The 14,582-nt window shown below is 72.4% G+C and carries 10 protein-coding genes; 6 read left to right on the plus strand and 4 right to left on the minus strand.

The window, feature by feature from the left end:
• Positions 1-129 precede the first annotated feature (129 nt).
• Complete coding sequence (locus ABZS77_RS20765) at positions 130-1,428, minus strand: sugar ABC transporter substrate-binding protein (RefSeq protein ID WP_354825071.1); 1,299 nt, start codon at positions 1,426-1,428, stop codon at positions 130-132.
• Between the two features lie 236 nt (positions 1,429-1,664).
• Between ABZS77_RS20765 and ABZS77_RS20770 the strand changes: the two genes are divergently transcribed.
• Together ABZS77_RS20770 and ABZS77_RS20775 are read left to right on the plus strand one after the other, a co-directional pair.
• Positions 1,665-2,864, plus strand: coding sequence for an ROK family transcriptional regulator (locus ABZS77_RS20770; protein ID WP_354825074.1), 1,200 nt, complete (start codon positions 1,665-1,667; stop codon positions 2,862-2,864).
• A gap of 227 nt (positions 2,865-3,091) precedes the next feature.
• Positions 3,092-5,725 (plus strand): discoidin domain-containing protein, encoded by a 2,634-nt coding sequence (locus tag ABZS77_RS20775; RefSeq protein ID WP_354825077.1) that lies wholly within the window; start codon positions 3,092-3,094, stop codon positions 5,723-5,725.
• 105 nt (positions 5,726-5,830) lie between these two features.
• Here the strand turns inward: ABZS77_RS20775 and ABZS77_RS20780 are convergent, their stop codons facing one another.
• Positions 5,831-7,171 (minus strand): FAD-dependent oxidoreductase, encoded by a 1,341-nt coding sequence (locus ABZS77_RS20780; protein ID WP_354825080.1) that lies wholly within the window; start codon positions 7,169-7,171, stop codon positions 5,831-5,833.
• A gap of 263 nt (positions 7,172-7,434) precedes the next feature.
• Between ABZS77_RS20780 and ABZS77_RS20785 the strand changes: the two genes are divergently transcribed.
• The 3 genes from ABZS77_RS20785 to ABZS77_RS20795 all read left to right on the plus strand — a co-directional run bounded on the left by ABZS77_RS20785 (position 7,435) and on the right by ABZS77_RS20795 (position 10,202).
• Positions 7,435-7,791 (plus strand): YciI family protein, encoded by a 357-nt coding sequence (locus ABZS77_RS20785; RefSeq protein ID WP_354825083.1) that lies wholly within the window; start codon positions 7,435-7,437, stop codon positions 7,789-7,791.
• 2 nt (positions 7,792-7,793) lie between these two features.
• Positions 7,794-9,002, plus strand: a complete 1,209-nt coding sequence (locus tag ABZS77_RS20790; RefSeq protein ID WP_354825086.1) for a sigma-70 family RNA polymerase sigma factor — start codon at positions 7,794-7,796, stop codon at positions 9,000-9,002.
• Between the two features lie 66 nt (positions 9,003-9,068).
• Positions 9,069-10,202 carry a glutamate--cysteine ligase gene (locus tag ABZS77_RS20795; protein WP_354825089.1) on the plus strand — a complete coding sequence of 378 codons (1,134 nt, stop codon included), beginning with the start codon at positions 9,069-9,071 and terminating at the stop codon, positions 10,200-10,202.
• Between the two features lie 4 nt (positions 10,203-10,206).
• On the opposite strand, the gene ABZS77_RS20800 is transcribed toward ABZS77_RS20795, so the two are convergent.
• Together ABZS77_RS20800 and ABZS77_RS20805 are read right to left on the minus strand one after the other, a co-directional pair.
• Positions 10,207-11,991 carry an N-acetylglutaminylglutamine amidotransferase gene (locus tag ABZS77_RS20800; RefSeq protein ID WP_354825092.1) on the minus strand — a complete coding sequence of 595 codons (1,785 nt, stop codon included), beginning with the start codon at positions 11,989-11,991 and terminating at the stop codon, positions 10,207-10,209.
• 190 nt (positions 11,992-12,181) lie between these two features.
• Positions 12,182-12,613: a MarR family winged helix-turn-helix transcriptional regulator gene (locus tag ABZS77_RS20805; protein WP_354825095.1), complete on the minus strand. Its 432-nt coding sequence runs from the start codon at positions 12,611-12,613 to the stop codon at positions 12,182-12,184.
• A gap of 97 nt (positions 12,614-12,710) precedes the next feature.
• On the opposite strand from ABZS77_RS20805, the gene ABZS77_RS20810 reads away from it, so the two are divergent.
• A complete protein-coding gene (locus ABZS77_RS20810; RefSeq protein ID WP_354825399.1) occupies positions 12,711-14,489 on the plus strand; it encodes an ABC transporter ATP-binding protein in 1,779 nt (592 codons plus the stop codon).
• The last annotated feature ends 93 nt before the right edge of the window (positions 14,490-14,582 follow it).

A 14,582-nucleotide genomic window follows, 5' to 3' on the forward strand; every position in this document is an offset into this window, starting at 1 on the left:
CCACATAATTATTAACCTATAAAAATATTGATTTTTGTTTTTTGTTTGTGGTTGTTTTACTGGGGGGCGTCCCCCCGGGGGGGGGGGGCCGCCCCCCCCCCCCCCCCCCGGCCACCGGCGACGCCTGGGTCAGCGCATCTTCTGCTGCGCGTCGGTCAGCTTGGCCTTCACCGATGCCTCGGTGACCGGCTTACCGCTGGCCGCGTCGGCGAACAGCTCCTTCATCGCGGTGCCGACCAGGGTCTCGAAGGTGCTCTCCTCGGGCACCTGCGGCAGCGGCGCCGCGGTGGTGACCAGGGTCTCCTGGATGGTCTTCTGCTCCGGGGCGGTGAACGCCGGGTCGGCGCCCGCGGTCTTCACCGCCGGCAGCGAGCCGTACGTCTTGTTGAGGATCGTCTGCTCCTCGTCGCTGGTCATGAACTTCACGAAGCTCAGCGCGCCGTCCTTGTTCTTGGTGTGCTTGAAGACCGCCATGTTGATCCCGGCGACCATGCTGTTGACCTTCTTGCCGCCGGCCGGCGGGCTGGCCAGGAACGGCACCGGGGCCACCCCGTACGCGTCGGCGGGCATGTTCTGCGTCTTCAGGTTCGACCCGGCGGACTGCCACAGCAGCATGGCGGCCTTGCCGTTGGCGAAGTCCGAGACCGACTGGTTCTGCGCGTACTCGGCGTTGCTCGGGTTGGTGATCTTGTCGGCGGCCATGAAGTCGATGTAGCGCTTGATGGCCGAGACGTTCTGCGGGGTGTCGAAGGTCGGCTTGCCGGCCGAGTCGAACCACTCGCCGCCGTACTGCTGGCTGAAGGTGAAGGCGTGGTGGGCGTTCTCCGACGGGTTGGCCCCTTCGATCGCCAGGCCCCACTTGCCGCCGGTGCTCAGCTTCTTGCCGTATTCGGCGACCTGCTCCCAGGTGGTCGGCGGCGCGGTGATGCCCGCGTCGGCGAACATCTTCTTGTTGTAGTACAGGCTGTACGCCATGCTGTAGAGCGGCACGGCGGCCGGCGGCTTGCCGGGGGCGCCGGCGGCGGCGAGCGCGGCGGGCACGATCCGGTCCTTGCCGCCGACGGCCTGCAGGGTGGCGTCGTCGAACTCGACGAGTGCGCCGGTGGCCTGCAACGACGCCGACCAGGTGTTACCGATGTTGACCACGTCCGGGCCCTTGCCGGAGGTGGCGGCGGCCAGCAGGCGGTTGAGCAGGTCCGACCAGGGGACCACCTCGACGGTGACCTTGATCCCGGTCTGCTTCTCGAACTTGTCCAGCTCGGGCTGGAGGGTGGTCTTGTCCGCCTCCAGGCTGGCGCCCTGGTTGCTGGCCCAGTAGGTGAGCGTCTTGGGCGATGCGGCGGAGTCGTCGCCGGAGCCGCCGCAGGCGGTGAGCGAAGCGGCTGCCAGTACGGCGGCGGCCAGTATCCCGAGGTGTCGTCTCGACACGGTCTGCCCTTCCGGTGCGTGGTGGGGGTCCGCCGGAGTCCGTCGTCGATAGGGGTCGGGGCGACGGGCGGCCGGCTACGGACAGGGTTCGGGGGTGCGCCGTCGGGGTCCGTCGGCGTTTCCCGGGAGTTACATCACGGCTTAATTTATGTCGTCATTAAAGTTGCTGGTCGGTGGGTCGTCAAGCACGAGGCGGTTACAGTCGCCTCGAACGGCCGACGGGAACGAGGTGACCAGTGGAGCTGGCGCGTGCCACCAACCGCAGCGTGCGGCTGCGCAACCGGTCCGCCCTGCTGACCAGGCTCTTCCTCGACGGCCCGCTCACCCGCCAGGACCTGGTACGCAGCACCGGGCTCAGCCAGCCGGCGGTGAGCAACGTGGTGGCCGACCTGATCGACGAGGGGCTGGTCGCCGAGGCGGGAGCCGCCGAGTCCGACGGCGGCCGGCCCAGCATGCTGCTGCGGATCGCGCCCCGCTACGCCTTCGTGGTCGGCGTGGACGTCGGCGAGACCCGGGTCCGGGTCGAGCTGTTCGACTTCGCGATGACCCTGCTGGCCAGCATCGAGTACCCGCTCGACCCGGCACGCACCGAACCCGACGTCGTGGCCGGGCACGTGCTGGCCGGCATCGACGCGGTGACCGGCGAGGCCGGCGTCCCCACCTCCGACGTGCTCGGCGTCGGTATCGGCGTCTCCGGGGTCGTCGAGCAGGGCGTCGAGGCCGTCGTGCACGCCCAGGCGCTCGGCTGGGACCGGGTGCCGCTGGAACGCCTGATCGGCGCGGGCACCGACCTGCCGCTGCACATCGACAACGGCGCGAAGACCCTCGGCCAGGCCGAGATGTGGTTCGGCGCCGGGCGCGGCGCCCGGCACGCCGTCTTCGCGCTTGTCGGCTCCGGCGTCGGCGCGTCGGTCGTGACCAACGGCGCCACGTACCGGGGGGCGTCCAGCAGCGCGGGGGAGTGGGGGCACACCACCCTGGTGTACGGCGGCCGGGCCTGCCGGTGCGGTGCCCGTGGCTGCCTCGAGGCGTACGTGGGCGCGGAGGCGATCATCGAGCGTTACCGGGAGGCGCGTCGGGGTCGCGCGGTGCCCGGCGAGGACGAGGAGTCCCAGCTCGCCGCGCTTGTCGCCGCCGCCGACACCTCGGCCACCGCCCGGCGGGTGCTGGACGAGACCGCCGGCTACCTGGGCGCCGGTGTGGCCAACCTGATCAACCTGTTCAACCCGCAACGGGTGGTGCTCGGCGGGTGGGCGGCCATGGCGCTGGGCGACCTGCTGCCGGCCGTCCGCGAGGCCGCCGGTCGGCAGGCGCTGCGGCAGCCGTACGAGCAGGCGTCGATCGAGCCGTGCCGGCTCGGCGTGGACGCGGTGGCCCTGGGCGCGGCGACGCTCCCGATCGCCCGCTTCCTCACCGAGGGCGGCGTCCGCCGCTGAGCGCGGCGACCGCGCGACCGCCCAGCAAATTACACAAAAACTGATCCTCGGGATAAATAACAGAGTTATAGATCGATGTCTTGACGCCGTCGCAATCTCGCCGCAACACTCCTACGAGAGCGCTCCCCGACCCGCGACGCCGCATCGGCGGCACCACCCACGGCGCCACGGGGCGAGCCGATCCCATCCGCGCGGCACCCCGTAACCCCCTATCGACAGGCGATGTCATGACATCTCGCGCTACATCCGTACGGCCGCGCCCCCGGCGCCCCATCCGGCACCTCCTCGTCGGACTCACCGTGGCCCTGGTCGCGGCGCTCACGCCGCCCGGCGGCTCCACCCCGGCGCAGGCCGCGCCCACCCTGCTCTCGCAGGGCCGTCCCGCCACCGCCTCGTCCACCGAGAACGCCGGCACCCCGGCCGCCGCCGCGGTCGACGGCAACACCGGCACCCGCTGGGCCAGCGCGTTCAGCGATCCACAGTGGCTCCAGGTCGACCTGGGCGCGCGGGCCACCATCACCCAGGTCAACCTGCTCTGGGAGGGCGCCTACGGTCGGGCGTTCCAGCTCCAGACCTCCGACGACGGCACCACCTGGACCACCATCTACTCGACCACCACCGGCGCCGGCGGCACCCAGAACCTCACAGTCACCGGCGCCGGCCGGTACGTGCGGATGTACGGCACCGCCCGGGGCACCGGCTACGGCTACTCGCTCTGGGAGTTCCAGGTCTACGGCGAGAGCGGCGGCACCACGCCCACCTGCGGCAGCACCAACGTCGCGCAGGGCAGCCCGGCCACCGCCTCGTCCACCCAGGACGCGGGCCTCGCGGCGTCCGCCGCCGTCGACGGCAACCCGGGCACCCGCTGGGCCAGCGCCGCCAGCGACCCGCAGTGGCTGCGCGTCGACCTGGGCAGCACGCGGACGATCTGCCGGGTGACGCTCACCTGGGAGGCCGCGTACGCCCGGTCCTTCCAGCTCCAGACCTCCGCTGACGGGACCACCTGGACCACGATCTACTCGACCACCACGGGCGCCGGCGGCACGCAGAACCTCACCGTCACCGGTAGCGGGCGCTACCTGCGGATGTACGGCACCGCCCGGGGCACCGCCTACGGCTACTCGCTGTGGGAGCTGGCGGTCAACACCACAGGTGGCACCACCGAACCGCCGGTCGGCACGACCGACCCGTACAACCCCAACCTCGGCGCGAACACGTTCGTCTTCGACCCGGGCACGCCGACCTCGACCATCCAGAGTCGACTGAACACCCTCTTCACCCAGCAGGAGACCAACCAGTTCGGCCCGCAGCGCTACGCCGTGCTGTTCAAGCCGGGCACCTACACCGCCGACGTCAACCTCGGCTTCTTCACCCAGGTCGCCGGCCTCGGCATGAGCCCCGACGACGTCAACCTCAACGGGCACGTCCGGGTCGAGGCGGCCTGGTTCGGCGGCAACGCCACCCAGAACTTCTGGCGCGCCGCCGAGAACCTCTCGGTGACCCTGCCCGCCGGGGTGAGCGTGGAACGCTGGGCGGTGTCGCAGGCGGCGCCGTACCGGCGGATGCACCTGCGCGGCGCGCAGAACCAGATCCAGCTCTGGAACGGCGGCGACGGCTGGTCCAGCGGTGGCCTGATGGCCGACACCCGCGTCGACGGCCTGGTCGTCTCCGGCTCGCAGCAGCAGTGGTACTCGCGCAACAGCGAGTTCGGCAACGGCTGGACCGGCTCGGTGTGGAACATGGTGTTCCAGGGCGTCAACGGCGCTCCGGCACCGAGCTTCCCCAACCCGTCGCACACCGTCATCGCGCAGACCCCGCAGGTCCGGGAGAAGCCGTTCCTGTACGTCGACGGCAGCGGCGAGTACCGGGTGTTCGTGCCGGCGCTGCGTACCAACTCGACAGGCACGAGCTGGTACAACAAGACCCCCGCCGGCTCGTCCATCTCGCTGTCGCAGTTCTACGTCGTCCAGCCCGGTACCAGCGCGGCCACCATCAACGCGGCCCTCGCCCAGGGCCGGCACCTGCTCTTCACCCCGGGCGTGCACCACGTCACCGAGCCGATCCAGGTCAACCGCGCCGACACGGTCGTCCTCGGCCTCGGCCTGGCCACCATCCAGGCCGACAACGGCAGCGTCGGGATGCGGGTGGCCGACGTGGACGGCGTCAAGGTCGCGGGCCTCATGTTCGAGGCCGGCACGACGAACTCGCCGGTGCTCATGGAGGTCGGGCCGGCCGGGTCGTCCGCGAGCCACGCCGGCAACCCGACGTCGCTGCACGACGTGTTCTTCCGCATCGGCGGACCGCACGTCGGCAAGGCCACCAACACGTTGACCGTCAACAGCGACAACGTGATCGGTGACCACATGTGGTTGTGGCGGGCCGACCACGCCGCCCAGGGGGTCCCCACCGGGTGGACGCTGAACACCGCCGACACCGGGCTCACCGTCAACGGTGACAACGTCACCATGTACGGCCTCTTCGTGGAGCACTACCAGAAGTACCAGACCATCTGGAACGGCAACGGCGGCCGGACGTACTTCTACCAGAACGAACTGCCGTACGACCCGCCCAACCAGGCGGCCTGGATGAACGGGTCGACCCGGGGGTACGCCGCGTACAAGGTGGCCGACTCGGTGACCAGCCACCAGGCGTTCGGGCTGGGCAGCTACAGCTACTTCAACGTCAATCCCGCGGTGGTCGAGGAACGGTCGTTCGAGGTGCCCGTCAACCCGAACGTGCGCTTCACGAACATGGTCACCGTCTCGCTCGGTGGCGTCGGCACCATCAACCGGGTGATCAACAACGCCGGTGGCACCGCGAACGCGGCCAACCAGACGGTGTACCTGACCACCTACCCCTGACCGGGGCGCCCGCGCCGGCCCGGACCTTCGACGGACCGGGTCGGCCGGGTCGCACCGTGGGCCGAGGCCGGCCCGGTCCCGCCGAGACCGGGCCGGCCGCGGTCGTCAACCGGCCAGCACCTCGGCCGCCGCCCGCTCACCGGCGCGCACCGCACCCTCCAGGTAGCCACTCCACCGGGTGGCCGTCTCGGTGCCCGCCCAGTAGACCCGCCCCACCGGCGCCCGCAGGTGCGGGCCGTACGTCTCCCACGTGCCCGGGGTGAGCGAACCGGAGAAGCAGCCCCGGGTCCACTCCTCGGCCGACCAGTCGTACTCGACGAGGTCCACCGGGTCCTCGGCGCGCGGACCGACCACGCTTGCGAACGCCTCCAGCAGGCACTTCCGACGTCGGGCGGCGGACATGCCGCGCAGTGTGGCGGCGTCTCCGGCGTAGCTGAACCCGGTCAGCACCCCCAGCGGCGAGGTCGGGGTGGAGTTGTCGACCGTCTCGGTGAGCGGACCGGCGCTGCTGGTGGCCACCCCGGAGCGCCCGTCGGCACGCCAGAACGGCTCCGGATAGACGGCGTGCACCTTCAGCGCCGTCCCCATCGGCATGCGCTGGGTGAGCCCGTCGCGCAACGGGGGCAGCGCAGGGTCGTACCGGATCCGGCCGGCCAGTGCCGGGGCCAACGCGACCACCACGGCATCGCCGTCGACGCGGCCGGTGTCGGTCCACGCCGTCACGCCGTCGACGGCCTGTTCGATGGCCCGCACCGGCGCGGCAAGCGTCAGCGCGCCAGCGGGCAGCGCGGTCGCCATCCGCTCGGCCAGCGCCGGCGGGCCGCCCACGATCCGGTCCTGCTGCGCGCCGCCGGCCATGGCCAGCAGCGGTCCTGTTCCGCCGGCGCTGCGCAGATAGAACAGCAGGTGCAAGAGGGACAGCTCGTCCGCACCGGTGGCCAGCAGCCCGCCGGCCAGCAGTCGCCCCAGGTAGTGCGCGGTGTCGTCGTCCCCGGCCGTGGTGGCCAGCCAGCCGCCGAGGGTCGTCCGGTCCCACCGCGTGGCCTCCGGTGCCGCCCAGGGCGTGGCCGGGTCCAGCCGTGCGGCGTACTCGTCGAGCAGGCCGAGCACCCGACCCACCTGCGCCGGCGGCTCGGCCCGGCGCGCACCGGCCCACAGCAGGGTGGGCGCTCCGACCGACGCCGAAGCGAAGGTGGCCAGCCCGTGCTCGGCGACCAGCGCGTACATCCGGTCCTGGGTCGGACCGATCCACTGCGCCCCCAGGTCGAGTTGCGTGAGCTCGGGCAGCCATCGGGTCAGCGCCCGTCCGCCGACCCGGTCGCGGGCCTCGAGAACCCGCACGTCGGCGCCGGCCCGGGCGAGCGCGAGCGCGGCGGCGAGGCCGGAGAAGCCGGCGCCGACCACGACCACCCGGATGCCGTCGACCACACCGGCTTCTACCCGCAACCGTCGCGGGTATGGCTGGCGGCTGCGGTCGCGGCACCGCCGGACCGCATCCCTGTCCCACCCCCTTTGCTCTGCACCCGCCGAGGCGACACCCGGGCCCGCGGACCGTCGCATCCATGGGTGCAGAGCAAAGGGGGGCGCCGACACCGGGCTGGGCCGGGCCGGCCGCCGAAGATTTTCCACGGACGTGTCGATCCGGCCGGCGGCCGATCGTGTGGAGGATGAGAGGTCGGCGACGGGCCGGCCGCCCACGAGGAGGACCGATGACGTTGTACCTGCTCAGCCTTCACCAACCGCAGGGTGAGCTGCCGCCGGACCGGGAGTTCCTGGCCGGGGTGATGCGCCAGCTCGGCGAGCTGCGCGACGAGCTGGCGTCCACCGGGTCGTGGGTCTTCGGGCAGGGCCTGCACGGCCCGGAGACGGCCACCGTGCTGCGCCCGCGCGACGGCGAGGTCCTCATCACCGACGGACCGTTCGTGGAGGGCAAGGAGCACCTGGGCGGCATCACCATCATCGACGTGCCGGACCTGGACGCCGCCCTGCACTGGGCTCGCCGCTACGCGCTGGCCACCACCCTGCCGATCGAGGTCCGCCCCTTCCAGGGCGGGGCCGGCGACTGACCGTGCCCGACGTGGAGGCGGTGTTCCGCGCGGAGTACGGCCGCGCGGTCGCCGTCCTGGTGCGCCTCCTCGGCGACATCGACCTCGCCGAGGAGGCCGTCCAGGACGCCTTCGCCGTGGCGGTCGCGCAGTGGCCCCGAAGCGGCTCGCCGCCCAGTCCCGCCGGCTGGATCATCACCACGGCCCGGAACCGGGCCATCGACAGGCGGCGCCGGGAGGCGTCCCGCGCCGACCGGCACGCCCAGGCGGCACTGCTGTACGCCGCCGACCCACCCGTCGAGGAGGGACCGGTGCGCGACGACCGGCTCCGACTGATCTTCACCTGCTGCCATCCGGCGCTCGCCCCGACCGCCCGCGTCGCCCTCACCCTGCGCCTGCTCGGCGGCCTGAGCACCGCCGAGATCGCCCGGGCCTTCCTGGTGCCCGAGCCGACGATGGCGCAGCGACTGGTCCGCGCCAAGTCGAAGATCCGCAACGCCGCGATCCCGTACCGGGTGCCCCGGGACGCCGACCTGCCCGACCGGCTGCACGCCGTCCTCGCGGTGCTCTACCTGATCTTCAACGAGGGGCACACGGCCAGCGCCGGCCGGCACCTGGCCCGCGCCGAGCTGTGCGCCGAGGCCATCCGGTTGACCAGGCTGCTGGTGGAGCTGATGCCGGACGAGCCGGAGGCACTCGGCCTGCTCGCGCTGATGCTGCTCACCGAGTCCCGTCGTGCCGCGCGGACCACCGCCGACGGCGACCTGGTTCCGCTGCCCGAGCAGGACCGGAGCCGGTGGGACGCCGAGCTGGTCGCCGAGGGGCAGGCGCTGGTCCGCCGCTGCCTGCGCCGGGACCGGCCCGGCCCGTACCAGATCCAAGCTGCCATCGCCGCCGTGCACAGCGTCGCCCCGCGCGCCGCCGACACCGACTGGGCGCAGATCCTCCAGCTGTACGACCAGCTCACCGTGGTCGCCCCCGGCCCGGTGGTGGCACTGAACCGGGCCGTCGCGCTCGCCGAGGTCACCGGCGCGGCGGTGGCGCTGGCCGAGGTGGACCGCCTCGACCTGGCCACCTACCACGTGTACCACGCGGTCCGCGCCGACCTGCTGGCCCGACTCGGCCGCGACGGCGAGGCCGTCGAGGCGTACCGGACAGCCGTCACCCGGACGGACAACGCGGCCGAACGGGCCTTCCTCACCGCACGCGCGACGGCCCTGGCGGGGTCCTGAGCGCGTTTGCCGCGCGGGCGGCCGGGAACCCGAGGCGCCGCCGCAGCAGTGGATGGGGGAGGGGCCATGGCGTACCGTCCGACCGTCGCCGACACCGTGCCGGACCTGACCACCCTCACGCTCGGCGTCGAGGAGGAGTACCTGCTGCTCGACCCGGACAGCGGCCGGAACCTGCCGGTGGCCGACCAGGTGCTCGCCGCGCTGCGCGGCCCGGCCCGGGACCAGAGCCGCCAGGAGTTCCGGCACAGCATGGTGGAGATGGTCACCCCGGTCTGCGCCGACCTCACCGAACTGCGCGCGCACCTGGTGACGTTGCGCCGCTCCGCCGTCGAGGCCGCCGAGGCGGCCGGAGCCCGGCTGGTGGCCGTCGGCGCCACACCGGTCGCCGAGCCGCACCTGACGGTGCCCGACGAACCGCGCTACCACGCGATGTCCCGCCGGTACGGTCCAGTGGCGCACGACCCGGCGGTCTGCGGCTGCCACGTGCACGTCGGGCTGCCCGACCGGGAGCTGGCCGTGCAGGTCTGCAACCACCTACGGGTGTGGCTGCCCGTGGTGCAGGCCGTCACCACCAACTCGCCGCTGCACGACGGGTACGACACCGGGCACGCCAGCTGGCGGTCGATGCAGCTGGAACGCTGGCCCAGCATCGGACCGACGCCGTACTTCAACTCGGCCGCCGACTACGACCGCACCGTCGACGAGCTGATCGCCGCCGGCATCATGCTCGACGCCGCGATGGTCTACTGGTACGCCCGGCCGTCGTCGGCGTACCCGACAGTGGAGGTGCGCGTCGGCGACGTCTGCCCGGACGTCGACGACGCGGTGCTGGTCGCCGCGCTGGTCCGTTCTCTCGTCGCCACCCTCGCCGACGACGTACGCGCCGGCGTGACCGCCCCGCCGGTGCGGGACTGCCTGGTCGCCGCGGCGCACTGGCGGGCCGCCCACGACGGCCTCGACGGCGACCTCATCGACCTGCGCGCCGGCGGCGCCCGGCCCGCCTGGGACCTGGTCGACGACCTGATGGCGGTGATCGCGCCCGCCCTGCTGCGCCACGGCGACCTGGGGTACGTGCTGGCGCAACTGGCCCGGCTGCGCCGTGACGGCACCGGTGCGACCCGGCAACGTCGGGTGCTGGAGCGCACCGGCGACCTGCGCGCCGTCATCGACGACCTCGTGGTCCGCACCGCCGCCGGCTGACCGCTCAACTGATGTCGTGGGTCTGGAGCCACAGCTCCAGCAGGCCCAACTGCCACAGCTTGTTGCTGCCGGCCGCCGCCTCGGCCCGGTCCGGCTCGGCGAGCAGCCGCGCCACGTACCCGTCCCGGAACAGCCCCCGCTCGCGGGCCGCCGGCGCCTGCAACGCCTCGGCGACCAGCTCGCGGACCGGCCCGTCCACGTTGCGCAGCGCCGGCACCGGGAAGTAGCCCTTCGGCCGGTCGATCACCTCCGCCGGCAGGACCTCCCGGGCGACGTCCTTGAGGACGCCCTTGCCTCCGTGGGCCACCTTGTGCTCCGGCGGGCAGTGCGCCGCCAGGGTCACCAGATCCTGGTCCAGGAACGGGGTGCGCACCTCCAGGCCCCACGCCATACTCATGCTGTCCACCCGCTTGACCGGGTCGTCCGGCAGCATCAGGTGGGTGTCCAGGCGCAGCACGGCGTCCAGCGCGGTCTGCGCCCCGGGCGCCGCCAGGTGCTCGGTGAGCAGGTCCCGGCTGGCGTCGTGCCCCAGCGCGTACGCCGGGCCGACGATGCGACGCAGCTCGTCGTGGTCCCGGTCGAAGAACGCGGCCGCGAACGTCTCGGCGGCGCTGTGCCGGGGCGCCTCCACCAGCGGCTGGTGATAGCCGTAGCCGGCGAACACCTCGTCCGCGCCCTGCCCCGACTGGGCCACCTTCACGTGCCGCGCCACCTGCTCCGACAACAGGTGGAAGGCGACCACGTCGTGGCTGCCCATCGGCTCGGTCATCGCCAGCACGGCACGGCGTACGGCCGGCACCAGATCGTCGTCGGCCAGCCGGATCCGGTGATGGTCGGTGCCGTACGCCCGGGCCACCAGGTCGGAGTAGTGGAACTCGTCGCCGGACTCGTCGCCCCGGCTGTCGAACCCGATGCTGAAGGTGCGCAGGTGCTCCTGGCCGGCCTCGGCGAGCAGGGCCACGATGAGGCTGGAGTCCAGCCCGCCGGAGAGCAGCACCCCCACCGGCACGTCGGCGACCAGCCGTCGGCGTACCGAGGTGCGCAGCGCGTCCCCGACAGCGGCCCGCCAGTCGGCGGCGTCCAGCCCCGCGTCGGCCGGCTCGCGGACGTAGTCGGGCCGCCAGTACACCTCCTCGCGGCTGCGCCCGTCCGCCTCGATCACCCGCAGGGTGGCCGGCGGCAGCTTGCGGACGCCGCGCAGCACGGTCCTCGGCGCGGGGACGATGGAGTGCCAGGACAGGTAGTGGTGCAGCGCCACCGGGTCGATGCCGGTGTCCACGTCGCCGGCACGCAGCAGCGCCGGCAGGGTGGAGGCGAACCGGAGCCGGCCGGGTGTCTCGGCGAGGTACAGCGGTTTGATGCCGAGCCGGTCGCGGGCCAGGACGAGGCGTCGCCGGTTCCGGTCCACCAACCCGATCGCGAACATGCCGACCAGGTGGTCGACGAACCGCTCACCCCAGTGCGCGTACGCCACCAGGATCACCTCGGTGTCGCTGGTGGATCCGAAGGTGTAGCCCGCGTTCTGGAGCTCCTCACGCAGTTCCGGGTAGTTGTAGACGCACCCGTTGAAGACCAGCGCCAGACCCAGGTCGTCGCGGACCATGGGCTGCCCGCCCGCGTCGGACAGGTCGATGATGGTCAGCCGGCGGTGCCCGAGAGTCACCCAGCCGTCGGTGAACAACCCCTCGTCGTCCGGACCGCGCGAGCGCATCGCCTCGGTCATCCGGGTGACCGCCGCCGCGTCGGGCGGCCGGCCGTCGAACCGCGCCTCCCCGCTGATCCCGCACATCAGGCGGGGCGATGCGTCAGGTGGGACACCGGCGGCACGAGAATCCTCCTGTCGTCGTGGGCCCGGCCAGCCCTCGCCGAGCCGACGGGGCCGCTGGCTACCCGGGTGCGGGGTGGGTAAACCGGCGGCCGCCGTGCAAGGAAGGGCACCTTCCTATACACCAGGCGTTAATAAGGTGCCCTTCCTTGCATCAGGCGCGCAGGGTGCGCAGGATGCGGGCCAGCTCAGCGCGGTCGGCGTCGGGCAGGTGGCCGAAGAAGCGGTCGGCCTCGGCCCGACGGGCGGCCCGGATGGCGGTGCTGACCCGGTCGCCCTCCGCCGTGAGCGCGACCAGGGTGGCCCGCCGGTCGGCTGGGTCGGGTCGGCGCTCGACGAGGCCTCGGGCCTGGAGGTCGTCGACGACCTCGGTGGCCGAGCGGGGTGCGATGCGCAGGTACTCGGCGAGGGTGCCGGGGCGTACCTCGCCGTGTCGGGCCAGCACGCCGAGCGCCCGGGACTGGCTGGGGGTGACATCCCAGGGCGCCAGCGAATCGCGCGTCTGACGGCGCAGACGGGACGCGACGGCCCAGAACGTCTCCGCCAGGCTCTCGTCGTCCGCGCTGTCGGCGGTGTTCCCGATCACCGGAATACGGTAGCAGCCGATCCGGTTGTACCCTCATGTTGAGGTAACCTCAGCATGTCATCCCACGAAAGGTGGTCCCCCTTTGGAACCCACCCCCATGGGCCGCGACCGCGGCCACCGCACCGTCAGCGACGAAGAGAAGGCGCAGGCCCGCCAGGTGTCCCTGCGCCGCATCGGCCGCCTGTTCACCCCCCACCGACCCGCGCTTGCCATCGTCACCGCGATCATCGTGCTCTCCTCGATCATCGCGATGGCCAGTCCGTTCCTGCTGCGAGAAACGATCGACACTGCCCTCCCGCAGGGCGACGTGACACTGCTGGTCTGGCTGGTCCTCGGCATGGTCGCCGTCGCGGCGGTGACCTCCGCCCTCGGCGTCGTGCAGACCTGGATCTCCACCCAGGTCGGGCAGCGGGTCATGCACCGGCTGCGCACCGACGTCTTCAGCCACCTCCAGCGCCAGTCACTGGGCTTCTTCACCCGCACCCGCACCGGCGAGGTGCAGTCCCGGATCACCAACGACATCGGCGGCATGCAGTCGGTCGTCACCTCCACCGCCACCGCCGTCGCGGCGAACCTCACCACTGTGGTCGCCACCGCCGTCGCCATGGTCGCGCTCTCCTGGCAGCTCTCCCTGGTCTCCCTCGTCGTGCTGCCACCGGCCATCTGGCTGACCCGCCGCGTCGCCCGGATGCGCCGCGAGATCACCGCCCAGCGCCAGCGCGAACTCGCCGACCTCAACGTCACGGTCGAGGAGGGCCTGTCGATCAGCGGCGTACAGCTCGCCAAGACCCTCGGCACCGGCCCCGCGCTGATCGACCGGTTCACCGCCTCGTCGGAGCGCCTTGTCGACCTGGAACTGCGCAGCGAGCTGGCCGGCCGCTGGCGGATGGCCTCGATGAGCATCATCTTCGCCGCCGTACCCGCCGTCATCTACCTCGCCGCCGGCCTGCCCGGCACCGCCGGCACCCTGAGCATCGGCACCCTGGTCGCCTTCACCGCCCTGCAGGGCGGCCTGTTCCGGCCACTGATGGGTCTGCTCAACGTGGGCGTCTCGCTCACCGCGTCGCTGGCGCTGTTCGCCCGGATCTTCGAATACCTCGACCTGCCGGTCGACGTGGCCGACCCCGCCGAGCCGGTCCGCGTCGACCCCTCCCGGGTACGCGGACACCTGCGACTGGAGGACGTCACCTTCGGCTACCCGGGCAGCGACACCGCCGCCCTCGCCGGGATCACCCTCGACGTGCCCGCCGGCACCAGCCTCGCCCTGGTCGGGGAGACCGGCTCCGGCAAGAGCACCCTGGCCGGGCTGATCAGCCGGCTGCACGACCCGAGCGCCGGCCGGGTCACCATCGACGGTGTCGACCTGCGCGACCTGCGCCTGGCCGACCTGGCCTCCATCGTCGGCGTGGTCAGCCAGGAGACGTACCTGCTGCACACCACCGTGCGGGAGAACCTGCGTTACGCCCGCCCGGACGCCACCGATGCCGAGATCGAGGACGCGGCCCGCGCCGCCCAGATCCACGACCTCATCGCCGGGCTGCCCGACGGGTACGACACGGTCGTCGGCTCGCGCGGCCACCGGTTCTCCGGCGGCGAGAAGCAACGCCTCGCCATCGCCCGTACGCTGCTGCGCGACCCGCGCGTCCTGGTCCTCGACGAGGCCACGAGCGCGCTGGACACCGAGACCGAACGGGCCGTGCAACGGGCCTTCGACGTGCTCGCGCAGGGACGCACCACGATCACCATCGCCCACCGGCTCTCCACCATCCGCGACGCCGACCAGATCGCGGTGCTCGACCACGGCCGGATCGTCGAGTCCGGCGACCACGACAGCCTGCTGAACCGTAACGGCCGCTACGCCACCCTGGCCGCCTGAGCCGGGTGTCCCGGCGGGCCTGGTCCGACGACCACCCGGCGGTGCGGTGTCGAGTGTGGAAGTGGGGCCGACTGGTTCCCTGGTAGCGCCATG

Source organism: Micromonospora sp. NPDC005298, assembly GCF_040607375.1.
GTDB lineage: Bacteria > Actinomycetota > Actinomycetes > Mycobacteriales > Micromonosporaceae > Micromonospora.